General features: G+C 67.6%; 22 protein-coding genes and 1 riboswitch. Of the genes, 7 read left to right on the top strand and 15 right to left on the bottom strand.

Translation table 11 applies throughout. From position 1 onward, the window contains the following. Positions 1–2: 2 nt before the first annotated feature. From GUY37_RS04990 to GUY37_RS04950, 9 genes are all read right to left on the bottom strand, one after another. A complete protein-coding gene (locus GUY37_RS04990) occupies positions 3–569 on the bottom strand; it encodes a cysteine hydrolase family protein (protein ID WP_166822962.1) in 567 nt (188 codons plus the stop codon). A 195-nt stretch (positions 570–764) separates the two neighbouring features. Continuing rightward, on the bottom strand, positions 765–1,415 hold the full coding sequence (locus GUY37_RS04985) for an energy-coupling factor transporter transmembrane component T family protein (RefSeq protein WP_166822959.1): 651 nt from the start codon (positions 1,413–1,415) through the stop codon (positions 765–767). After that, positions 1,412–2,122 carry an energy-coupling factor ABC transporter ATP-binding protein gene (locus tag GUY37_RS04980; RefSeq protein WP_166822955.1) on the bottom strand — a complete coding sequence of 237 codons (711 nt, stop codon included), beginning with the start codon at positions 2,120–2,122 and terminating at the stop codon, positions 1,412–1,414. Before GUY37_RS04980 ends, GUY37_RS04985 begins: the two co-directional genes overlap by 4 nt. Positions 2,123–2,136: 14 nt before the next feature. Further along, the gene (locus GUY37_RS04975) at positions 2,137–2,793 is read right to left on the bottom strand and encodes a biotin transporter BioY (protein WP_166822952.1); all 657 of its coding nucleotides are present in this window, start codon (positions 2,791–2,793) and stop codon (positions 2,137–2,139) included. A 171-nt stretch (positions 2,794–2,964) separates the two neighbouring features. Next, on the bottom strand, positions 2,965–4,548 hold the full coding sequence (guaA, locus tag GUY37_RS04970) for a glutamine-hydrolyzing GMP synthase (protein WP_166822949.1): 1,584 nt from the start codon (positions 4,546–4,548) through the stop codon (positions 2,965–2,967). Between the two features lie 108 nt (positions 4,549–4,656). Further along, positions 4,657–5,094: a DUF3817 domain-containing protein gene (locus GUY37_RS04965; RefSeq protein WP_152347343.1), complete on the bottom strand. Its 438-nt coding sequence runs from the start codon at positions 5,092–5,094 to the stop codon at positions 4,657–4,659. A gap of 2 nt (positions 5,095–5,096) precedes the next feature. Next, positions 5,097–6,083: an SURF1 family protein gene (locus GUY37_RS04960; RefSeq protein ID WP_228278368.1), complete on the bottom strand. Its 987-nt coding sequence runs from the start codon at positions 6,081–6,083 to the stop codon at positions 5,097–5,099. A gap of 55 nt (positions 6,084–6,138) precedes the next feature. Then, on the bottom strand, positions 6,139–7,272 hold the full coding sequence (locus GUY37_RS04955; protein ID WP_152347345.1) for a GuaB3 family IMP dehydrogenase-related protein: 1,134 nt from the start codon (positions 7,270–7,272) through the stop codon (positions 6,139–6,141). A 135-nt stretch (positions 7,273–7,407) separates the two neighbouring features. Beyond that, positions 7,408–8,313, bottom strand: coding sequence for a LysR family transcriptional regulator (locus GUY37_RS04950; protein ID WP_166822946.1), 906 nt, complete (start codon positions 8,311–8,313; stop codon positions 7,408–7,410). 195 nt (positions 8,314–8,508) lie between these two features. Between GUY37_RS04950 and GUY37_RS04945 the strand changes: the two genes are divergently transcribed. Continuing rightward, a complete protein-coding gene (locus tag GUY37_RS04945; protein WP_166822943.1) occupies positions 8,509–9,228 on the top strand; it encodes a LysE family translocator in 720 nt (239 codons plus the stop codon). A gap of 77 nt (positions 9,229–9,305) precedes the next feature. On the opposite strand, the gene panC is transcribed toward GUY37_RS04945, so the two are convergent. Both panC and panB read right to left on the bottom strand, forming a co-directional pair. Then, entirely contained in the window at positions 9,306–10,190 is an 885-nt protein-coding gene (gene panC, locus GUY37_RS04940) for a pantoate--beta-alanine ligase (protein ID WP_166822940.1), read from the bottom strand. Beyond that, entirely contained in the window at positions 10,190–11,185 is a 996-nt protein-coding gene (gene panB, locus GUY37_RS04935; RefSeq protein ID WP_208094768.1) for a 3-methyl-2-oxobutanoate hydroxymethyltransferase, read from the bottom strand. The genes panC and panB overlap by 1 nt, the downstream gene beginning before the upstream one ends. Positions 11,186–11,606: 421 nt before the next feature. Here panB and nadA point away from each other — a divergent pair, with 421 nt between their 5' ends. The 6 genes from nadA (at position 11,607) to GUY37_RS04905 (ending at position 17,529) form a co-directional block, all read left to right on the top strand. Then, the gene (gene nadA / locus GUY37_RS04930) at positions 11,607–12,824 is read left to right on the top strand and encodes a quinolinate synthase NadA (RefSeq protein ID WP_407645403.1); all 1,218 of its coding nucleotides are present in this window, start codon (positions 11,607–11,609) and stop codon (positions 12,822–12,824) included. Then, positions 12,824–14,452, top strand: coding sequence for an L-aspartate oxidase (nadB, locus tag GUY37_RS04925; protein ID WP_166822934.1), 1,629 nt, complete (start codon positions 12,824–12,826; stop codon positions 14,450–14,452). Before nadA ends, nadB begins: the two co-directional genes overlap by 1 nt. Then, positions 14,446–15,297 carry a carboxylating nicotinate-nucleotide diphosphorylase gene (nadC, locus tag GUY37_RS04920; protein ID WP_166822932.1) on the top strand — a complete coding sequence of 284 codons (852 nt, stop codon included), beginning with the start codon at positions 14,446–14,448 and terminating at the stop codon, positions 15,295–15,297. The genes nadB and nadC overlap by 7 nt, the downstream gene beginning before the upstream one ends. Position 15,298: 1 nt before the next feature. Continuing rightward, the gene (locus GUY37_RS04915) at positions 15,299–16,474 is read left to right on the top strand and encodes a cysteine desulfurase family protein (RefSeq protein ID WP_166822929.1); all 1,176 of its coding nucleotides are present in this window, start codon (positions 15,299–15,301) and stop codon (positions 16,472–16,474) included. A 192-nt stretch (positions 16,475–16,666) separates the two neighbouring features. Further along, positions 16,667–16,882: a hypothetical protein gene (locus GUY37_RS04910; protein ID WP_152347353.1), complete on the top strand. Its 216-nt coding sequence runs from the start codon at positions 16,667–16,669 to the stop codon at positions 16,880–16,882. Positions 16,883–17,004: 122 nt separating this feature from the next. Continuing rightward, positions 17,005–17,529 carry a DUF1648 domain-containing protein gene (locus GUY37_RS04905; protein WP_166822926.1) on the top strand — a complete coding sequence of 175 codons (525 nt, stop codon included), beginning with the start codon at positions 17,005–17,007 and terminating at the stop codon, positions 17,527–17,529. A gap of 111 nt (positions 17,530–17,640) precedes the next feature. On the opposite strand, the gene GUY37_RS04900 is transcribed toward GUY37_RS04905, so the two are convergent. From GUY37_RS04900 to GUY37_RS04885, 4 genes are all read right to left on the bottom strand, one after another. Further along, positions 17,641–18,381: a TenA family protein gene (locus tag GUY37_RS04900; protein ID WP_166822923.1), complete on the bottom strand. Its 741-nt coding sequence runs from the start codon at positions 18,379–18,381 to the stop codon at positions 17,641–17,643. Positions 18,382–18,489: 108 nt separating this feature from the next. Then, on the bottom strand, positions 18,490–19,359 hold the full coding sequence (gene thiD / locus GUY37_RS04895; RefSeq protein ID WP_166822920.1) for a bifunctional hydroxymethylpyrimidine kinase/phosphomethylpyrimidine kinase: 870 nt from the start codon (positions 19,357–19,359) through the stop codon (positions 18,490–18,492). Continuing rightward, complete coding sequence (gene thiE, locus GUY37_RS04890) at positions 19,356–20,090, bottom strand: thiamine phosphate synthase (RefSeq protein WP_166822917.1); 735 nt, start codon at positions 20,088–20,090, stop codon at positions 19,356–19,358. Before thiE ends, thiD begins: the two co-directional genes overlap by 4 nt. Beyond that, entirely contained in the window at positions 20,087–21,001 is a 915-nt protein-coding gene (locus GUY37_RS04885; protein ID WP_166822914.1) for a hydroxyethylthiazole kinase, read from the bottom strand. The genes thiE and GUY37_RS04885 overlap by 4 nt, the downstream gene beginning before the upstream one ends. Continuing rightward, a riboswitch (TPP riboswitch) is annotated at positions 20,989–21,122 on the bottom strand. (Overlaps the previous gene by 13 nt.) Between the last annotated feature and the right edge of the window lie 192 nt (positions 21,123–21,314).

Below are 21,314 nucleotides of genomic sequence, written 5' to 3'. Positions count from 1 at the left end.
CCTCAGCCGAGACCGGTCGTCCAGTCGGCGACAGTGACCACCTTCGCCTGCTTGGGGAACACCTTCTCGGTGAGCACTTGGTGGACCTCGGGGTCGCGATCGGCGCAGGCGTCGGAGAGCACGGTGAGTTCGAAGTCGAGATCGGCGGCCTGACGCACCGTCGAGAGCACGACTCCACTCGTGGCGACTCCGGCGAGTACGAGAGACGACGCCCCATAGCCGCGCAGCAGGACCTCGAGGTCGCTGCCGGTGAAGGCGCTGATGCGACGTTTGGTCACGATCGGCTCACCCTGATGGCGGTCGAGAGTCTCGTGGATGCTCGTCGAGGCATGCGTTTCGTCGACGTCGCCGTGAGCGGCGATCTGCGCGAACGAGGCGGTTGCCGCCAGTTCCGGATGCCCCTCGCGCAGGGCGACCCGCACCCAGACGACGGGGATGTCGTGGCTGCGGGCTGCGGCGACGGCGTCACGTGCGCGTTCGAGCACACCGGTCGAGGCGAAGGCGTCGTCGCCGGCGATGCCGTTCTGGAAGTCCATGGCCAACAGGACTGTGTTCTCGGTGCCGGTCATCATGTCTCCTTCGGTTCTGGAGGGGTTCGAGTCCTCTTCCGCCGAGGCTACTCCTCACACCGGGTGTTCCGCTGAGTCCCGGCTCACAACCGGCTCAGACTCTCGGAGGCGAATCGTCGACCGCTCAAGTCAGCGTCGTTGTATCAAGCTATGCGATGAGCGATCGACGGAAACTCGAGCGGTCGGTGGACACGATCAGTCCACGATGCCGCGGGCGTCGAGCGCCCGTCCCGTGTCCTGTGCGTATTTCACCGACCGCAGGATCGCCGGCACCACTCGGGCCTTGATGCTCGAGTCCAGGCCCCTCGCGCGGGCGGCGCGTTCGGCCTCCCCGAGCAGTCCGGAGATATGCGAGATCGCCCGGACCATGAGGCTCGCGGTCAGTGCGATCGCCTCGGTGTTGGCCCCGAAGAATCGCAGCGGTGAGACGAGCACGGTGAACGTGTCGAGCAGCTGCGCCACCGACGTCGTCAGGGTCAGGATCAGCGCCGCCTGCACACAGGCGAACACGGTCCCGCCGACGGCCAGACCCGACTCCATGGAGCCGAAGAGGTACTGCAGTCCCATGACGATCGCCACGAGCACCGCCACGTAGATCCACGTGCGCAGGACGTACTTCAGCCGCAGCCGGGCGGTGAATCCGATGACGACGAGGACGGCGAACATCGACCAGTTGATGACCGCGTCACGGCAGATGAGCGCAACGATGCCGATCACGGCGATCACCGCCAGCTTCACTCCCGTCGGCACCTCGTGCAGCCATCCGCGCGGATGCGCCACCTTCCCGAAGAGCTGCGGTCGGGCCCTGATGCCGGCGTTCCTGCGCCACGTGACCTGCCCGGTCATGGGGTATCGCTCATGATGAGGTCCCGATAGGTCTCGATCGCCTCGGCGGGGGCGGCATCAGCAGCGATCCGCCCGTCCTCGACGACGATCGCACGCCGGGCGATCTGCGCGAACTCGAGGTCATGGGTGGTCAGGATGATGCGCACCCCGCGGCGGGCCACGAGGTCGTGCAGATGCACGCGTAGCCGCTCCCTGTTGCGCAGATCGAGCAGGGTCGTCGGCTCGTCGAGGACGAGGATCTGCGGATCCACGGCGAGCACCGCGGCCAGGGCCACCAGCTGACGCTGACCGCCGGAGAGTTCGTAGACGCTGCGTTCGGCCAGGTCAGCGATGCCGAGCTCGTCGAGCACCGTCAGGGCCGCGGCCCGCCGCTCGCGCTTGGGCACGGACTTGCGCAGGGACAGTTCGATGTCTCCGATCGGGGTCGGCATGACCAGCTGCGCGGCCGGATCGGTGAAGACGAAGCCGACCATTGAGCGCACCTTCGCCGGCTGCCGACGCGGATCGACTCCGTCGACGAGGACCTGCCCCGCATTCGCGGTGACCAGTCCGTTGAACAGCTGCAGCAGAGTCGACTTCCCCGAACCGTTCGCGCCGATGACGGCGACGATGTCCTCGGTCAGGGTGAGGTTGACGTCCTGCAGGATCGGGCGCACGACATCGCCGTCGGGTCCGTCGTCGAGGACTCCGACGGCGACGTCGCTCATCCGGATCTCCCGTGTCACTTCGTGCCCTGCGCCTGCCTGGCCGACACCGACTCGACGCTGATGCCCCGGCGGCGCAGCACGTCGGGGAACGCGCGGTGGATGAGCACCGCCACCGAGGCGGCCAGGAGGTTCTTCACGACGTCACCGGGCCAGTAGGCGAGGTCCGCGACGGCTGCGACGCCGAGGGGCAGGTCGCCGTTGATCGACATGCCGAGGATGCCCAGCGGGTGGTTGAGCAGGAGGCTGCCGCCGAAGCCGCCGAGGAACAGCACCGCACCGAGCTTCATTCCGCTGAAGCGACGCACTGCCCAGGCGGCGATGAGGCCGGCGAGGAGAGCGTAGAGGGCGAAGGAGAGGATGTAGCCGGCGCTCGGGCCGGCGAGGACGCCGATTCCGCCGCGCATTCCCGAGAAGATCGGCAGTCCGATGAGACCGAGGACGACGTAGAGCAGGGTGGCTGCGAATCCGCGCCAGGGTCCGAGCACCATTCCGCACAGGGCGATCGCGAAGGTCTGCAGGGTGATCGGCACACCGAGGGGGCCCACCGGGACCGGGGGCATCATCGCAAAGGCCGCGAGCATCGCCGCGAAGACCGCGATGAGGGCGATATCGCCGCCGGCGGAGCGGGGACGGGTGATCCCCGCCGAGGTTGCGCTGTGGGCCTGTCTCATGAGTACTCCATTGCTCGTGATCCTCCCGGACCGGGATCGGGGACGCCCGAGGCGGCCTCGAGCACCCTACCACTGTAACTGAACGATGTTCAGGACGAGTAGTCAGGGGTCGCGTTCGAGGCCGCCTCGGTGAGGGCGTCCGCACGATCACCCGTCAACGGTCGCGGAGGATCACTCCCATTCGATGGTGCCCGGGGGCTTCGAGGTGACGTCGAGGACGACGCGGTTGATGTCGTCGACCTCGTTGGTGATGCGGCTGGAGATCACGGAGAGCACATCGTAGGGGATGCGCGTCCAGTCGGCGGTCATCGCGTCCTCGCTCGAGACCGGGCGCAGCACGACGGGGTGGCCGTAGGTGCGGCCGTCGCCCTGGACGCCGACGGAGCGGACATCGGCGAGCAGGACGACCGGGCACTGCCAGATCTCCCCGTCGAGGCCGGCCTTCGTCAGCTCTTCGCGGGCGATGGCATCGGCCCTGCGCAGGGTGGTCAGGCGCTCCTCGGTGACCTCGCCGATGATGCGGATGCCCAGGCCGGGGCCGGGGAAGGGCTGCCGGGAGACGATGACCTCGGGCACGCCGAGCTCGCGGCCGATGGCCCGGACCTCGTCCTTGAACAGGGCGCGCAGGGGTTCGATGAGCTGGAACTGGATGTCGTCGGGCAGGCCGCCGACATTGTGGTGGCTCTTGATGTTCGCGGTCCCCGATCCGCCGCCGGATTCGACGACGTCGGGGTAGAGGGTGCCCTGGACGAGGAAGGCGATGTCTTCGCCCTCACCCTCCTGGGCCTCGAGGACGAGATCGGCGGCGGCGGTCTCGAAGGTGCGGATGAACTCGCGGCCGATGATCTTGCGCTTCTCCTCCGGGTCGGTGACGCCGGCGAGTTGGGACAGGAACTGCTCACGGGCGTCGATGGTGACCAGGCGGACCCCGATAGAGTCGACGTAGTCCTGCTCGACCTGGACACGTTCGTCCTGACGCAGCAGACCGTGGTCGACGAACACGCAGGTGAGCTGGTCGCCGATGGCCTTGTGGACGAGCGCCGCGGCCACGGAGGAGTCGACGCCTCCGGAGAGTCCGCAGATGACCTTCTTCGATCCGACGCGGGCGCGGATGAGTTCGACCTGCTCGTCGATGACGGATTCGTTCGTCCAGTCGGCTTCGAGGCCGGCGACGTTGTAGAGGAAGTTCTCGAGGATCTGCTGTCCGTTCTCCGAGTGGAGGACCTCGGGGTGCCACTGCACGCCGGCGAACCTCTTCGCCGCGGATTCGAAGGCCGCGACGGGGGTGTCCGGGGTGGAGGCGAGGACGTCGAAGCCGGCGGGCGCCTCGGCGACGGAGTCCCCGTGGGACATCCAGACCTTGTAGTTCTCGGGGGTCTCGGCAAGCAGTGCGCCGGTCTGGGACACGGAGACCGGGGTCGATCCGTATTCGCGCTTATCGGTCTTGGCCACGCGGCCGCCCAGCGCCGTCGACATGAGCTGGAAGCCGTAGCAGATGCCCATCGTCGGGATGCCGAGGTCGAACACTTCAGTGTCGAAGTTCGGGGCTGCGGCGTCGTTGACGCTCGAGGGTCCACCGGAGAGCACGATGGCCACGGGGTTCTTCGCCGCGAACTCGGCGGCGGGGGCGTCGTGGGCGATGATCTCCGAGTACAGGCCGGCTTCGCGGATGCGCCGTGCGATGAGCTGGGCGTACTGGGCGCCGAAATCGACGACGAGGACAGGGGGCACCTGCGTGCTCTGGGATTGCGTCATGATCCAATTCTAAGCGTCGGCGACCAGACGCCCGAATTCGGGGCAAGCACCCACCACGGGCAGGTGCCCACGGCCCGGTGGGCCGCCTCGGCGAGGGTGGGTTGAGTCCTAGGACTTGGGTGCGACGACGACGGCGGCTTCGAGCTCCGCGTCGACCTGGCGGTGGATGCGGCGCTCCAAGATGAACGACATCACGGGCACGACGCCGGCCAGGGCGAGGATGAGGTAGCGGCCGAGCGACCAGCGCATCTGCTGGTTGAGCCAGAAGCAGCCGATGAGGTAGACGACGTAGCACCAGCCGTGGCAGATCGCGATGGCCGCGGCGAGGTTGAAGTCGCCGAAGGTCAGGGCGGTCTCGGAGTCGGCGGCGATGAGGTACTTGTAGATCATCTCGACCGTGAGGATGAGCAGCATCGTGCCGGTGATGAGTGCCATCACACGGTAGAACTTCAGCGCATTGCGCGCGGAGGTGAAGCGTTTGACGCTCCACACATCGTTCTCGTCGAAGTCGGGGCGGGAGTCCAAGGACTCGTGTTCTTCGCTCACGCTCAGTTTCCTCCGGTCGTGGAAGTGTCGATGTCGGTTGGGTCGGTGTCGGCTGGGTCGGTGTCGGCGGGATCGTCGGTCGAGGTCGATCCGACGGTCGTGCCGGCCTGCTTCCCGGGTCTCTTCCCGGGCTTCTTCCCGCCGTGGCGGTGGGCCGGCAGTCCGGTCAGCCCGGACATCACCTCGGGGTCGATGGTCGCATCGCCCGCGGGCTTGACGACAACATACTCGACGCTCTTCTCCGAATCCTGGGAATCCTCGCCGAGGCGGCGCCGGAAGTAGTCATCGCGGAGCAGCTGGAACCACATGTAGAGGGCCATGGCCGCGAAGATGATCCATTCGAGGGCGTAGACCGCCGACTGCAGATCGAATCCGCCCTCGTCGCGGGTCGTCGTGGTCGGAACCTGCTCGAGGCCGTCGGTGCCCACCGAGGCGGCCGCCCCGTCGGCGGTTTCGGGAATGAGGAATCCGGAGTAGGTGAGCAGGTCGGGGAACATGTTGATGATCTGCGAGGTCGAGACCGTGTGCACCTGCCCGTCGGGCAGATCATTTCCCTCGACGGGGCCTTCGATGGGTCCGATCCGCGCGGTCAGCTCGACCTGGCCGTCCCGGGCCTCGGAGGTCATCGCCGTGTCCTCGTCGGTGGTGAATCCGCGGACGACGGGGATCGCGATCGTCTTCTCTTCCGCGTTCGCGACGTCGACACCCTCACCGAGGTGGCCCCCGTCGGGAGCGAACATCGTGACCACCCAATACCCGGACTCGCCGTCCTGGACGCGGCCGGGGATGACGATCTGAGCGTCGGGGATCCAGTGCCCGGACAGGCTGACCCGCTGGTCGGCGAGGATGCCGGGCATCGGAGCCTGGGCGTCCATGACGTCGTTGAAGTCCTTGAGCTCATTCACTCCGGAGGATTCGGCGACATCGTTCTTGTGCTGGGCTCGGTCGACCTGCCACGCGGAGAGACCGACGAAGCAGGTGACGAGCACCAGTACGAGGAGCAGGGACCCCAGCCATTTGGGGGTCAGTGCCAGGCGGAACAGTTCAGACCACCGAACCAGTCTGGTAGGGCGAGACGGTGACGTCGACGCGTTGGAATTCCTTGAGGTCGAGGTAGCCGGTGGTGGCCAGGGCCCGACGCAGGGCGCCGGCGAGGTTGAGTTCGCCGATCGCGGTGCGCCCGGGCCCGAAGAGCACCTGCTCGAGGCTGCCGACGGTGCCCAGCTCCACCCGGTGGCCGCGCGGCAGCTCGGGGTGGTGAGCTTCGGCGCCCCAGTGCATTCCGCGGCCGGGAGCTTCGGTCGACCGGGCCAGGGCGGTGCCGAGCATGACGGCGTCGGCGCCGACCCCGAAGGCCTTGACGATCTCACCGCTGGTGCCGAGTCCGCCGTCGGCGATGACATGGACATAGCGGCCGCCGGATTCGTCCATATAGTCCCGTCTGGCGGCGTGGATATCGGCAACGGCCGTGGCCATCGGAGCATGGATGCCCAGGGTTTTGCGGGTCGTGGCCGCCGCTCCCCCGCCGAAGCCGACGAGGACGCCGGCGGCACCGGTGCGCATGAGGTGCAGGGCCGCGGTGTAGGTGGCGGCTCCGCCGACGATGACGGGCACATCGAGTTCGTAGATGAACTGCTTGAGGTTGAGAGGTTCGGAGTGGGTCGAGACGTGCTCGGCCGAGACCGTGGTGCCGCGGATGACGAAGATGTCGACTCCTGCGTCGATGACGGTCTTGTAGAACTCCTGGGTCCGCTGCGGGGTCAGGGCGCCGGCGACGGTGACTCCGGCTTCACGGATCTGCTCGAGGCGAGCGGTGATGAGTTCGGCCTGGATGGGTGCGGAGTAGAGCTCCTGCATCCGGGCAGTCGCCATCTCCGCCGGCAGCTGGGCGATCTCGGCCAGCTGCGGGGTCGGGTCCTCATACCGGGTCCACAGGCCTTCGAGGTCGAGGACGCCGAGGCCGCCGAATCTGCCGAGGGCGATGACCGTCTCCGGTGACATGGCCGAGTCCATGGGAGCGCCGATGAAGGGCAGCTCGAACTGGTAGGCGTCGATCTGCCAGCTCAGGGACACGTCTTCGGGATCGCGGGTGCGCCGAGCGGGGACGATGGCGATGTCGTCGAGGGAATAGGCGCGACGGCCGCGCTTGCCTCTGCCGATTTCGATTTCAGAACTCACCCCAACAGCCTATCCCACCACCCTCCCGGCGGGATCTCAGCCCACTATGAGGAACAGCGCATCTCCCCTCCCAGGACTACCCGACGGCGGCCCAGCAACCTCGCGCGAGGTTGCTGGGCCGCCGTCGGGTAGTAATCAGGGGGTGGTGAGGTGGGTTCGGACGGCGGATTCCGTGGCGGCGACGAAGGCGCGGACGTGGGGCAGGTGGGCATCCTTCTCCCGCACGTGCATGACGACCCGGCGCTTCGGAACCGGGTCGGTGAGGTCGACGGCGACGAGTCCCGGCGGCAGCTGCACGGTCGACAGCCGCGGCAGCACCGTGACGCCCAAGCTCGAGGCGACGAGGGCCAGCGCTGCGAAGTCATCCTCACAGGCGGCGAAGCTCCTGCGTTCGAAACCGGCCGCGGCACACGCATGGTCGACGACCTTGCTCGAGGGCCCGGCCCACATGTCGTAGTCGACCCAGTGCTCGGCCTCGAGCTCGATGAAGGGCACGGTCTCACGGCCTGTGAACCTGTGATCTGCGGGGACCACGACCCGGTAGGCGTCGTCGAAGAGCGGGATGCGCGTCATCTCCGGCAGGTGGATCTCACCGTCCTGCGGGACCTCGGCCCGGATTTCGATGAGGCAGTGCCCACGCCGGTTCTTCGCCGGTTCGTTGAGTTGGATGTCGAAGCGCAGGTGCGGATGGTCGCGGGCCACGGTCTCGATGATGCCCGGCAGCAGACGTGCGTTGAACGAGGTGAATGCCGCGATCCGCAGACGGGGTCGGCTGACGTTGCGGAAGCTCTCGACCAGGTCGTCGAGGCGGCCGACCGCGGTGAAGACCTCCGCCGAATCATCGGCCAAGCGTCTGCCGAGATCGGTGATCTCGATGCCGCGTCCCGAATGCCGATACAGAGGTGCCCCAACGGCCTTCTGCAGGGTGGTGATGTGCTGGCTGACGGTCGCCGGTGTGTAGTTTAGGCTCTTCGCCGCTGCGACCACGGAGCCGGTGGCGGCGACGGCCCGCCAGACTCGCAGCCGGTTGAGATCCCACATGTTCCCAAGGGTAGCCGCAGACCACCGGAAAATCGTTAGGGACTGCCTGATGATCATTCATGATCAGTTGCTGTTCCCGATTGATCGGCTCAGGCAGAATAGTGGCTCAGGCAGAATAGTGTTCGTCTCCACTGAGATCGGAGAACACCCCTCTGCCTCATCCCCGTCTACTCACTCATCTTCCGAAGGAGCGCCGTGACCGGACCCGAGATCCTCACCATCACCGGAGCCGCGGCCGCACTGGCCGTCACCCCCGGTCCCGAGACGATCCTCACGATCCGTCTGTCTTCGCTGCGCCGCAAGGCCGGACTCGTCTATGCGCTCGGCACGGCCACGGGCACCGTGATCTGGATGGTGCTCGCGCTCACGGGCGTCTCCGCACTGCTGACCGTCTATCCGGCCGCGGTGCAGGTGCTCAAGATCGGCGGCGGCCTCTACCTCTGTCTCCTCGGCGTCCTCGCGGGTCGGCAGGCCCTTCGCCTGCGCCGTGAGCTGAAGACCGCCGAGGCGACAGGTGGATCCACCACAGACGTCTCCCCCACCTCGTCGACCGACCCCGCGGACGGCCCCGTCACCGAGATCGCCTCCGTCATGGAGTCGACCTCGCGGGGTCACCTGCGCTCGGTCGTGTCCTATCGCCGCGGCATCATCTCGTCGCTGAGCAACCCGAAGGTCGGCCTGTTCTTCCTGGCGATCCTCCCGACCCTCGTCCCAGCCTCCCCGACCGGCGTCGACTATACGGTGCTCGTCCTCCTCATTCTCGGCGTGCTCCTGTCCTACCAGCTCGTGCTTGCGTGCATGGCCAGTCTCGCCGCCTCTGCGATGGCGCACCGCAGCGCCGATTTCTTCATCGAGGCCGCCTCCACGGTCATCCTGCTCATCATCGGCATCGCCGTCATCGCGATCCCCATCTGAGGCCCGCCGGACCGCTGAAAGGACGGGGCGCCGAGGTTGCTCCTCGCCGCGGGACGTTCAGACGCGTACCTGCGTGATCAGAATTCCAGCGGCAGATTGTCGATGAGATGTGTCCCGCCGACCGTCGCGGACACGAGCAGCAGAGCTGGTCCCGTGAAGTCCGGCGGACACGGCCGCAGGGTCGCGGCCTCGACGAGGCTGCAGTAGACGATCTCGAGATCCCCGCGCTCGGCGGCCGGTTCCAGCTCGGCCAGCGCGGCGGCCTCGACCGCGGCAGGCAGACTAGCACCCGCGCCGCCGCCGGCATCCGAACCCGCCGTTTCACGGCTACCCTCGGCCACCTCGGCGGCGGCGTCGAGAGCCCGCGGAATCGCCAAGGAACGGGCCCGATCCTCGGAGTCCAGATAGGAGTTGCGGCTCGACATCGCCAGGCCGTCGGCGTCGCGGACGACGGGCAGGCCGATGATCTCGATATCGAAGTTGAGGTCGGCGATCATGCGTTTGACCAGGACGAACTGCTGGATGTCCTTGAGCCCGAACACGGTGACATCGGGGGCGATGAGGGTGAAGAGCTTCGCCACGACGGTGAGCACGCCGTCGAAGTGCCCGGGCCTGGCCGCGCCCTCGAACACGGCACCCATGCGACCGGCGACGACCCGCACCTCGGGCGCGGACGGGTACATCTCCGCCAGCGCCGGTGCGAAGACGAAGTCGACTCCGGCTTCCTCGCACCTCTTCAGGTCCTCTTCGATCGGACGCGGGTACTGGACGAAATCCTCGTCCGCGCCGAACTGGAGCGGGTTGACGAAGATCGAGGCGACGACGAGATCCGACTCGGCCCGGGCACGGGTCATGAGCGCCTGATGCCCGGAGTGCAGAGCACCCATCGTCGGGACGAGACCGACGCGGCCGGACCGCTCGGCCCGCCACCGGCGCAGCGCTTGGATGCCGCCGACCTCCATCAGTCGAAGCTCCTCTCGGGTTCGGGGAAGACCCCGGACTTCACTTCCTCGACATACGTTCCGACCGCCTCGCTGAGCACCGAATGCAGGTCGGCGTAGCGCTTGACGAAGCGTGGGGCCTTCCCCGTGCGCAGGCCCGCCATGTCCTGCCACACGAGGACCTGGGCGTCGCAGTCCGCACCGGCGCCGATGCCCACGGTGGGGATGTCGAGTTCGGCGGTGACCTGCCCGGCCAGCCCGGAGGGGACCATCTCCATGACCACGGAGAACGCTCCGGCCTCGGCCACGGCGCGGGCATCGTCGAGCAGCGCGTTGCCCGCGTCTCCGCGGCCTTGGACCTTGTATCCGCCGAGGTTGTGCTCGGCCTGCGGGGTGAAGCCGATGTGCGCCATGACGGGGATGCCCGCCGCCGTGATCGCCTTGATCCGAGAGGCCATCCGCGCCCCGCCCTCGAGCTTGACCGCGTGGACTCCGGCTTCCTTCATGAAGCGCACGGCCGTGGCCACGGCCTGCTCATCGGAGATCTCGTAGCTGCCGAAGGGCAGATCGGCGACGATGAGCGCACGATTCGTCGCCGAGGCGACGGCCCGGGCCAACGGGATGAGCTCGTCGACGGTGACCGGCAGGGTGGTCGCGTGGCCGAAGACGTTGTTCGCCGCGGAATCGCCGATGAGCAGGGCCTCGACCCCGGCCTGCTCGAACAGGGGCGCCGTGTACTGGTCGTAGCTGGTCAGCATCGCCCACCGTCGGCCTTCGGCCTTGGCCTTGATGAGGTCGAGGGTCCGGATTCGCCGAGGGGGCGCCGCGGGAGCCGAGGTCTGCGGGCTGCCGTACGGGGCGGGCTGCTCCGCCGAGGCGGCCCCCGCCGCGGCATCGGAGCCGGCAGTCGCGCTGCCGTTGGCGTCGGCGGTGGAGGCGCCGCTTGCGTCGGCAGTCGCGCTGCCGTTGGCGTCGGCGGTGGAGGTGGACTGGTTCGAATGTGCCGCTTCGGGCATGAGAATCCTTCAGATATGCGATGTCGTCGGTGCCGGCGCGGGCGGGGCGAGACCGACGCTCCGGTCCGAAGCCTCAGTAACTCTCACGGGGGCGCCCACCGCAGTGCGCATCGACTCGGATTGCGAGCCAGACCACAGCCTATTGCATCCCCCGGCGCAGAGCCATCGACAGCGACACAACCGGACTTCCGGCGCCGCACCCACCGCCTGAGAGTTGTACATTGCCTGCCCACAGGATTAAGCTCAAATCTGCGCAAAGAATTAAGCGCACAAGTGCGCAAAAGATTTCGGGCGGCTCTCACCCCGGCGCGAGACACGTCAGGCACGAGCTCCGCCCACCGAGCGAAGGACGATGATGACCACGACAGCGTCGATCGAACTCACCCTCAAAGACATCTCGGCGAGCGGCAGACAGGACGACATGTGCTCGACGGAGCTGCTCGATGCCCCGTGGGACGTCGACGAACGCCCCGGCTATGGACCCGGGTCCTCGATGGCCGACCCGATTCCGGCCATCGCCCCACGTCAGGGCGACATTCCCGAGGAGTACAAGCTGGCAGCACCGGACGAGCTCGATGCCCGCATCCGTGCCGCCAAGGCCACCCTCGGCGATCGTGTCGTCATGCTCGGCCATCACTATCAGCGCGTCGAGGTCGTCGAACACGCCGACTACATCGGCGACTCGTTCATGCTCGCCCAAGCCGCCCAGAACCACCCGGAAGCCGAGGCCATCGTCTTCTGCGGCGTCCACTTCATGGCCGAAACCGCCGACCTGCTGTCGAAACCGGAGCAGTCTGTCATCCTGCCCAACCTCGCCGCCGGCTGCTCGATGGCCGATATGGCAAACATCGATCAGGTCGAGGACTGCTGGGAGCAGCTGGCCGAGCTCTTCGGCACCGAACCCGACGCGGACGGTCGCGTCCCGATCATCCCCGTCACGTACATGAATTCCTCGGCCGCGATCAAGGGCTTCTGCGGCCGCAACGGCGGAATCGTGTGCACCTCGTCGAACGCCGAGGTGGTCCTGGAGTGGGCCCTCGAACGCGGGCAGCGCGTCCTGTTCTTCCCCGACCAGCACCTCGGCCGCAACACCGCGGTGAACATGGGCATCGGCCTGGATGAGATGCCCCTGTGGAATCCCGCCCGGCCGCTGGGCAACAACGACGAGCAGACGCTGCGTGAGGCCCGCGTCATCCTGTGGCAGGGCTTCTGCTCCGTGCACAAACGCTTCACCCCCGCCCAGATCGACAAGGCTCGCGCCGAGCACCCGGACGTGCGCGTCATCGTCCATCCCGAATGCCCGCGTGAGACCGTCGAGGCCGCCGATGAGGCCGGGTCGACCGCCTACATCACGAAGGCCATCGCCGAGGCGACCGAACCGACCACGTTCGCCATCGGAACCGAGATCAACCTCGTCCAGCGGCTGGCCGCCGAGCATCCGCAGCACGAGATCTTCTGCCTCGATCCCGTCATCTGCCCCTGCTCGACGATGTACCGCATCCACCCCGGCTACATCGCGTGGGTCCTCGAATCCCTCATCGCCGGTCAGGTCGTCAACCAGATCTCCGTCGACGCCGAGGTGGCCGACCCTGCCCGCGTGTCCCTCGAACGGATGCTCGCCGCGAAGCCGCGGATCTGATGAGCCGGGTCATCGTCGCAGGCTCCGGGATCGCGGGGCTGACCGCGGCACTGCACCTCTCCGACCGCCATACGGTCACGCTCGTGACGAAGGACCGCCTCGGCGAGTCGAACACGGAATGGGCGCAGGGCGGCATCGCCGGTGTCATCGGTCCTGATGACACGGTCGGCTCCCACGTCTCGGATACGCTCACGGCAGGTGCCGGGCACTGTGACCCTGAGGCCGTGCGCAGCCTGTGCGAGGCAGGTGGGGACGCGATCGTCTCCCTCGCCGAGGCAGGGGTGGACTTCGACACCGGTCCGACCGGAGCCTGGTCCCGGGGGCTGGAGGGGGCACATTCGCATCCGCGCATCTTCCATGCCGGAGGCGATGCGACCGGGCGGGCGATCAGCATCGCGCTGGCGGAGACGCTGCGCGCCGAGACGGCCGCGGGGCGGGTCACACAGCTCGAGGACACGATGCTCGTCGACATCCTCACCGAAGACGACAAGCACCGACCGGTTCGAGCCAGGGGAGTCACTGTTCTCCGCAAGGGCCGCCTCGAACACCTGTCCGCCGATGCGATCGTGCTTGCCACAGGTGGTGCCGGGCAGGTCTTTGCGCACACGACGAACCCGTCCGCTGCGACCGGAGACGGTCTGGCCGCGGCCATCCGTGCCGGCGCCGAGGTCGCCGACCTCGAGTTCTTCCAGTTCCACCCCACTGCCCTCCCTGGTCCCGGCTTCCTCATCTCCGAGGCCGTCCGCGGCGCCGGTGCCCTCCTCCTCGACGAGCGGGGCCACCGGTTCATGTGCGATATCGACGATCGCGCCGAGCTCGCCTCCCGTGATGTCGTCGCTCTCGCCCTGCATCGCCGTCAGGCAGCTCAGGGCGGACGTCCTTGCTTCCTCGATGCACGGGCCGTCCCGGACGTGTCAGCGAAGTTCCCGAGCATCACCGCGGGGCTTGCCGCTCACGGCCTCGACCTGTCCCGAGATCTCATTCCCGTCACTCCTGCCGCCCACTACTTCATGGGCGGGGTGGCCACTGACCGCGACGGCCGTACGACCATCGCGGGTCTCTTCGCCATCGGCGAGGTCGCCTGCACAGGAGTCCACGGAGCCAACCGGCTGGCCTCGAACTCCCTGCTCGAAGGCGCGGTCTTCGCCGCCCGCGCCGCCGCAGCGATCGACGCATGCCCGGCCAGTACGCCCGCGGCAGACCTCACCACGCCCAGACCAGACCTCCGCTCCGAGGTCAACCACTCACTGAACCACGAACATCACCTCCCCCAGTTCGAACCATTCCACCAGACGGCACTGACACGAACCGAGCTGCAGGCTCTGACCTGGGCTCATCTGGGCGTGGAACGCACGGCCACGGGCCTGCGGACCCTGCTCGACCGCCTCGGCGAAGATGGCCCCGGCGAAGGCCACACTGACAAAGGTCGCCCCGGCGAACGTGACCATCGCACCAGCGGCCCAGCCGTGAGGAGCGTCGACGCACTCGAGATCGCGAATCTCGCCCTCATCGCCGAGCACATGGCTCGGCATGCGCTGGCCCGGGAGCACAGCCTCGGCGCGCATACACGCACCGACACCACGATCACGCCGTCCACTGCCCTGCTTCAGGAGGCCACCGCATGCTGACGACCACGACCATCGACTCCGCACTCCGGATCGCCCTCGACGAGGACGCCCCCTGGGGCGATATCACCGGCGAGGTCTTCATCCCCGAGTCCGCCTCGGCGAAGGCCGATCTGCGCGCCCGCGAAGACGGAGTCCTCGCCGGACTCGAGGTCTTCGCCCGCGCCTTCACCCTTCTCGACCCGACCGTCACCGTCGAGCTCGCCGCCGCCGATGGCGACGCATTCACCACCGGCCAGGTGCTCGCCACCGTCGCCGGTCCGGCACGGGCGGTGCTGCAGGCCGAGCGGATCGCATTGAACTTCTGCCAGCGGATGAGCGGAATCGCCACCCAGACCCGCGCCTTCGTCGATGCCGCCGCCGGGCGGGCACGCATCGTCGACACCCGCAAGACGACTCCGGGGCTGCGGGCGTTCGAGAAGCACGCCGTGGTGTGCGGCGGCGGTCACAATCACCGTTTCGGGCTCTCCGATGCGGTCATGGCCAAGGACAATCACCTCGCCGTGCTCATCGGTGAAGGGCTCAGCGTCGCCGAGGCCCTCCGGTCCGCCCGCGCCCGCCTGCCGCATACGACGATGCTCGAGGTCGAGGTCGACCGGCTCGACCAGGTGCCTGAGGTCCTCGAGGGCGGGGCGGATATCATCATGCTCGACAACTTCACCCCGGCTCAGCTGCGCGAAGGCGTCGACCTCATCGACGGCCGTGCCGTCGTCGAAGCCAGCGGCAATGTCACTCTGGAGACGATCCCGGAGATCGCCGCCACCGGCGTCGACGTCATCTCCTCGGGGGCACTGACCCACAGCGCCTGCTCGATCGATCTCGGTCTCGATCTCACCCTCGAGGCCTGAGATGACCGCGCGCCTCTACCTCGACACCGCGGCCGCCGCCCCCGTGCGCCGGGAGGCCCTCGAAGCCGCATGGCCGTATCTGGCCGGAGCCTTCGGCAATCCCTCGAGCCATCACGAATTCGGTCGCGGGCCCGCCGAGGCTCTCGCCGATGCCCGCGCCCGGGTGGCGAAGGTGCTGGGCCTGCGAGCCACGGACATCACGTTCACCAGCGGCGGCACCGAGGCGGACAACCTCGCGATCATCGGCATGGCCCTCGGCGCACAGGCTCAGGGTCGGGTCGGGACCACGGCGCCGCCTCGGCGGCATATCGTCACCTCCCCCATCGAGCACGAGGCGGTGCTCGCCTCGGTGGATTTTCTGGCCCGCGTCCACGGATTCACCGTCATCGAGGCGGCCCCGACCCCCGACGGGACCGTCACCCCCGAGGCCCTCGCCGAGGCGATCCGCCCGGACACCGTGCTTGTGACCCTGGGTTATGCGAACAATGAGGTCGGCACGGTCGCCGACATTCCTTCTTTGGCCGGCATCGCCCACGAGGCCGGGGCCCTGTTCCATACGGATGCGGTTCAGGCGGCCGGGTGGCTGCCGCTGGCCGGGCTGGGTGTCGATGCCCTCAGCTTGGCCGGACACAAGGTCGGTGCACCGAAGGGCATCGGGGTCGCCGCGATCCGCGCCCGCATCCCCGTCGAACCGCTCATCCACGGCGGCGGTCAGGAATCCGGCCGGCGCTCGGGCACTGAGAATGTGGCCCTGGCCGTCGCGTTCGCCACGGCCCTCGAACTCGCCGAGGCGGAGCGGACCGAAGCCGCCGACCGTGTCCGGGCCATCCGCGATGAGTTCATCGCCGCTGTCCTCGGCAGCGTGCCCGGGGCGTTCCTCACGGGTGCGGCCGATTCGCGGACTCCGAATCATGCGTCATTCTGCTTCTCGAACACTTCCGGCGAGGCGGTCCTGCTCGAGCTCGAACGCCTCGGGGTGACGGCTTCGAGCGGTTCGGCCTGCGCGGTCGGCTCCGACGAACCCTCGCATGTGCTCACGGCGTTGGGCATCGCCGCAGAGGTCGCGCAGACGAGTGTGCGCTTCACGTTCCCATCCTCGATCACGGCCGAACAGGGACGCGATGCTGCGCAGGCAGTCATCGCTGCGGCCGAGAGCCTCGCCGCCGCCTTCGCCTGAACCTGACAACAAGTTCCCCTGAGCAGGTCGCCCCTTGACCTGAGCCGGTTGGAGGGACGAAAGCGAGCTTCGTCTCACCATTGCGTGGTTTTGATCACCTTTGCGCCCACCAGGTGGGATACCCCTATCTTTCTCTGTATTTTGGGGAGAAACTGGAGGGAAGCATTCGTACCAGGGTGTGAGGGGGCCGCCATGGATCTGTTCATTCTATTCATGATCGCAGTGATGTTCTCGACGATCGTCTTCGTCATCGGACGATACGCCTGCCCGAAGCATGACCGAGTGCCTCTTATCGAGGTCGATCATGTGCTCCTGTGGACCAACCTGCGTCGCGGTTGGCATGTGCTCGGATCATTCGGTCCGCTCACTCATTACCCGGACGATCCTTGGGGAGCATCTCGCGCCTGAGACCGGGCAGCCAACACCGATCCGCTCGGTAGCTCGCCAGCACCGGCTGACCCTGAACACTGCTCGCTGCCGACGGACTCATTGCCCCTCAGGCTGGCCGCTGGTGTTGTTAGAGTGACAACATGACTTCCCCAGCACAGCCGCATCGGAACCCACCGGGTGAGACAGTCGCGCTCATTTTTGCGATCGTCTCGATCCTCGTCTTCCTCGGGTGCTCCGTCTGGTTCTGGGTGCAGGCTCCGGACAACGTGGCAACTCACTTCGACTCCGGTGGACAGCCCGACGATTGGACGTCGACGGCCGGCCTCCTCTGGATCTTCGTGCCGTTGGGAGTCGGGTTGCCCGCCCTCATGTCGATCCGGCCGTTGTTCGAGAAGCTGCCGATCTCGCTCATCAACGCCCCGTCGAAGGAGTATTGGCTCGAACACGGTGAGAAGGACTTTCTCCTCAGCTGCCTCATGGAGCTCATGCGCACCGTCGCCGGGCTCACCGCTCTGCTCTTCGCCTCGATCCTCGTCATCATCATGAGAGAGGCGCGTTCGGCGACGATGCCGGAGTGGATGACCCTTGTTCCGACCGCCGTATTCCTCATCGCAGTCGGACTCGCGCTGTGGAGGCTCTGCCGCAGGCTCACCCCACCGAGGTGACCACGCGGTCGATGACGACCATCGGGTCGGGGACGCCCCTGCTCACCCCGCCGAGGTGACCGACCAGAGGTCGGGGCCACCTCGGCGAGAGGGGTGAGAACGGTGCCGGGATCAGACGGTGACGCCTTCGGGCAGGAACACGGAGACGTCCCAGTTCTGCATCGCGTGCGCCGAGGCCCAGAAGTGGAGTTCGAAGACGCAGGCCTGTTCGAAGGCGGCGCGCATTCGGGCGGCTTCCTCGCTCGGGGCCTTCGCGAGTTCCTGTTCGAGGATCTGCACGGCGTGGCGGGTCGATTCGTCGAAGTCCGGTGAGTCATAGGTCTGCACCCAGGTGCGGTAGGGGTGGTCCTCGGCCATCTGGCCGGCCTGCTCGACGAGGACCTTGCCCATATGTGCGTAGACCCAGAAGCAGGGCAGGACTCCGGCGACGCCTTCACCATAGGATCGGCTGGAGGCCGTGGCGACGAGGAAGGATACATATCCCAGAGTCGTCGGGGAGGCCTTGAATCGGGCGCCTTCCGCGGTGAGCTCCTCCAGCGCCGAGGCGAGTCGGGCGTCGGCGAGCAGCTCCGCGTGCATTTCCTCTTCGACGGTGATCGCCTCGGCGGCGGATCCGGCCCAGAACCGGGATTCCTCGCGGTCGACGGTCTTCGCGGCCAGGAATGACATGGCCTTGGCGTACCCGTTGAGGTACAGGCTGTCCTGTGAGATGTAGTTGACGAACGCCTTCGGATCGAGGCTGCCATCGGCGAGCTGGGAGAGGAACGGCAGGGCTTCGATCTGCTTGACGATGGGGCGGACCCGGTCCCACAGCTGGGTGGTCAGCGGGCCCGCGGTGTAGTTGACGGTCATGGGAACTCCTTTGTGCTTGACGTGGTGATTCGTGTGACGTAGCGGTGCTGGTGGCGCGGGTCGGGGCCGGTCACGCAGGCTGGGGCTGGTCAGATGGATCGGTGCTGGTCACGCGGGCTGGCCGCGGACGATGTCGACCTGGTGGTCGACGGGTCCGTGCGCGCCCTCCGGATCCAGGCTCAGCTGCCAGTCCGCCGCCGAGTTCAGTGCGCGCGCAAGAAAGTCGAGCGCATTGCCGACAGCCTCGCCGAGGAGGTCGGGCCCGATCGCTGCGCGTTCGCGGCCGAGGACGGCCACCTCGGCGGTGATCGCGGCCGAGAGGGTGCACCCGGTTCCGTGCGTGTTCGGAGTCGTCACGCGGGGGTGGCTGAACTCGCGGACCTGGCCGTCGGCGGTGGCGAGGATGTCGATGACCTCGTCGGCGCTGCCGTGCCCGCCCTTGAGGAGGACCGCGCCGGGACCGCGCTCGAGCAGACGTAGCGCCTGGTCACGCATGGCCTCCGCCGTCTGTGCCTCTGGTTCGTCATCACCGATGAGCAGGGCCGCCTCGGGGAGGTTGGGGGTGATGAGGTCGGCGACGGGCAGCAGGTGGGTGCGCACGGCATCGACGGCATCGGCAGCCAGGAGGCGGTGGCCGGAGGTCGCGATCATCACCGGGTCGACGGTGAAGAAACCGAGCTGGCCTTCCGCGGCGCGGGCGACGACGAGGTCGACGAGTTCGCGGCTGCCGAGCATCCCCGACTTCGCCGCATCGACGGGCAGGTCGTCGAGCACGGAGTCGAACTGATCGGCGACGAAATCGACGTCGATCGGGTAGACGTGGGACACCCCGTGGGTGTTCTGGGCGACGAGGGCGGTGATGACGGTCGTGCCCATGGTCTTACGCGCAGTGAAGGTCTTGAGGTCGGCGTGGATTCCGGCACCCCCGGAGGGGTCGGTGCCGGCGATGGACAAGGTGATCGGCGGCCGGGTGATCACTGGATGCCTCCGGTGTATGCGGCGAGCAGTTCCTCCGCCGCGGTCTTCGGATCGTCGGCCATGCAGATCGCCGAGACCACACAGATGCCGAGCAGCCCTCGTCCCTGCAGGTCAGGGGCTCGGTCGGCGCTGATGCCGCCGATAGCAACAGCGGGGATTCCGGCTTCTGCCACCAATTCGCCGAGGCGGTCCGGTCCGATTCCGTCCGGTGCGTTGGCTTTCGTGGAGGTGTCATAGACCGGGCCGATGCCGACGAGGTCGACGACGTCGGTGTCGCGGGCGGCGGCGAATTCTTCGCTGTTCGCGGCCGAGAGACCGATCAGCGGTGCCTCGCCCAACGTGGCGCGCACCTCGGCGACGGTGGCATCAGTTTGGCCGACGTGGATGTGCACGGTCTCGCCTTCGTCGATGAGGCGACGGGCCACTTCGACGCGGTCGTTGAGGACGACGGGGACCGTGCGGTCGGTGTCGCGAGTGGCGGCGTCGACGGCGGCGATGACCTGGCGGGTGAGCGAGTAGAAGTCCCCGTCGTCGATGTCCTTGTCGCGGACCTGGACGATGCCCACTCCCCCGGCGACGGCGGCCTGCACGGTCTCGGCGACGGTGCGGCCGGCCGCCTCGCACTGGGCGGAGTCGGTGACCAGGTAGAGGCGCGTGTCGATTCTGGCGAAGCGGTCGTGGGAGTCGGTCTGGTGCGCGCTGTCAGCGGTGTGCGCGGATCCGGCGGTCATGCCTGGGTGCCTTCGCTGGCGACGAGCGTGTCGAGGCTGACCCTGGCCTGTGCGAGCCGGTCGCCGTCGACGGCGTGGAGCGCGTCGAGGAAGTTCACGGAGTAGCTGCCCGGACCCTTCGCTCCGTCGGCGGCGATTTCACCGGCGACCGCGAAGTGGGCGTGGGCGGCGACCACGGCTTCGAACCTCGCCGAGGCGGACCCACCGTTCGCGGACTCTTCCGCCGAGTCCACGGCTGAGGCGTCGGCGCCGGGATCGGCCAGGCCGCTGCGCGCTGCGGCCAGGTAGGCGACGGTGACGGCGCCGAGCGAGCAGCCGGTGCCGATGACCAGCGGCATGAACTCGTGGCCGCCTGAGATGCGGGCGACATGGTCGATGCCGTCGACGTGGGAGACGACGGCGTCGGTGGGTCCGGAGACGGCGACGATCGCGCCTGTGTCTCGGGCCAGCTTCGCGGCGGCGGGAAGGACGGCATCGACTTCATCGGTGGAGTCGACTCCGCGTCCGCCGAGGCCGACTCCGGCGAGCGCTGCGATCTCGGAGGCGTTGGCGCGGATGGCGGTGGGGTGATCGGCGGCGGCGCGACGGATGCGGGAGGTGCGGAAGTCGACGGCACCGACGCTGACGGGATCGAGAGCCCAGGGCTTGCCGGCGGCGTTCGCGACGCCGATGGCGGCATCGGCGGCGAGCAGCTGGTGGTTCGATGCGGTTCCGAAGTTGACGAGGACTCCGCTGGCGATCCCGGCGAACTGCCCGGCATCGGCCTCGTGATCGAGCATCGCCGGGGACGCGCCGACGGCCAGGAGCACATTGGCGCTGAACTGCTGCACGACGGTGTTCGTGATGCATTGGATGAGTGGATTGCTTGCGCGCAGTCGCGCATTCGCAGAACGCAGGTCGAAGTCAACCATGACGATCCCTTCGCTAGTATGGCCCAGATCAGGTTCGATGGGTGTTCTCTCAGCCTCGGTGTCCTCCGTGCGCATCATCTTGGTGCGAACGGATCCTCATGAGGCACCCCATGTCATTGGCTCCGACTGTATCAGTCCGACCGAGGCACGGCGACTCCTCCGATGTCGAAAGTACAACAACGGATGATGAGCACCGAATACGCTCTTCCATCACGGTTGCCGCTGCTCCCCCACGCCACAGCTATTGCGGGGAAATCTGCGCTGTGAGAACATTGAGGTGGTAGCGAGGAGATCACCTCCTAGAGCGCCAAGT

Origin of the sequence: Brevibacterium limosum (assembly GCF_011617705.1) — a bacterium.
Lineage (GTDB): Bacteria > Actinomycetota > Actinomycetes > Actinomycetales > Brevibacteriaceae > Brevibacterium > Brevibacterium limosum.
The sequence above is the reverse complement of the archived record's forward strand: the minus strand, read 5'-3'. Positions and strand labels throughout refer to the sequence as shown.

Excerpts from the sequence above, each read along its gene's own strand:
- nadC (WP_166822932.1), top strand. The coding sequence starts at position 14,446 with ATGCTGACGACCACGACCATCGACTCCGCACTCCGGATCGCCCTCGAC.
- GUY37_RS04950 (WP_166822946.1), bottom strand. The coding sequence starts at position 8,313 with ATGTGGGATCTCAACCGGCTGCGAGTCTGGCGGGCCGTCGCCGCCACC.
- GUY37_RS04910 (WP_152347353.1), top strand. The coding sequence starts at position 16,667 with ATGGATCTGTTCATTCTATTCATGATCGCAGTGATGTTCTCGACGATC.
- GUY37_RS04980 (WP_166822955.1), bottom strand. The coding sequence starts at position 2,122 with ATGAGCGACGTCGCCGTCGGAGTCCTCGACGACGGACCCGACGGCGAT.
- panB (WP_208094768.1), bottom strand. The coding sequence starts at position 11,185 with ATGCCCGAAGCGGCACATTCGAACCAGTCCACCTCCACCGCCGACGCC.
- GUY37_RS04975 (WP_166822952.1), bottom strand. The coding sequence starts at position 2,793 with ATGAGACAGGCCCACAGCGCAACCTCGGCGGGGATCACCCGTCCCCGC.
- GUY37_RS04985 (WP_166822959.1), bottom strand. The coding sequence starts at position 1,415 with ATGACCGGGCAGGTCACGTGGCGCAGGAACGCCGGCATCAGGGCCCGA.
- panC (WP_166822940.1), bottom strand. The coding sequence starts at position 10,190 with ATGGAGGTCGGCGGCATCCAAGCGCTGCGCCGGTGGCGGGCCGAGCGG.
- GUY37_RS04905 (WP_166822926.1), top strand. The coding sequence starts at position 17,005 with ATGACTTCCCCAGCACAGCCGCATCGGAACCCACCGGGTGAGACAGTC.
- nadB (WP_166822934.1), top strand. The coding sequence starts at position 12,824 with ATGAGCCGGGTCATCGTCGCAGGCTCCGGGATCGCGGGGCTGACCGCG.
- thiE (WP_166822917.1), bottom strand. The coding sequence starts at position 20,090 with ATGACCGCCGGATCCGCGCACACCGCTGACAGCGCGCACCAGACCGAC.
- GUY37_RS04900 (WP_166822923.1), bottom strand. The coding sequence starts at position 18,381 with ATGACCGTCAACTACACCGCGGGCCCGCTGACCACCCAGCTGTGGGAC.
- GUY37_RS04990 (WP_166822962.1), bottom strand. The coding sequence starts at position 569 with ATGACCGGCACCGAGAACACAGTCCTGTTGGCCATGGACTTCCAGAAC.
- GUY37_RS04885 (WP_166822914.1), bottom strand. The coding sequence starts at position 21,001 with ATGGTTGACTTCGACCTGCGTTCTGCGAATGCGCGACTGCGCGCAAGC.
- guaA (WP_166822949.1), bottom strand. The coding sequence starts at position 4,548 with ATGACGCAATCCCAGAGCACGCAGGTGCCCCCTGTCCTCGTCGTCGAT.
- GUY37_RS04915 (WP_166822929.1), top strand. The coding sequence starts at position 15,299 with ATGACCGCGCGCCTCTACCTCGACACCGCGGCCGCCGCCCCCGTGCGC.
- nadA (WP_407645403.1), top strand. The coding sequence starts at position 11,607 with ATGTGCTCGACGGAGCTGCTCGATGCCCCGTGGGACGTCGACGAACGC.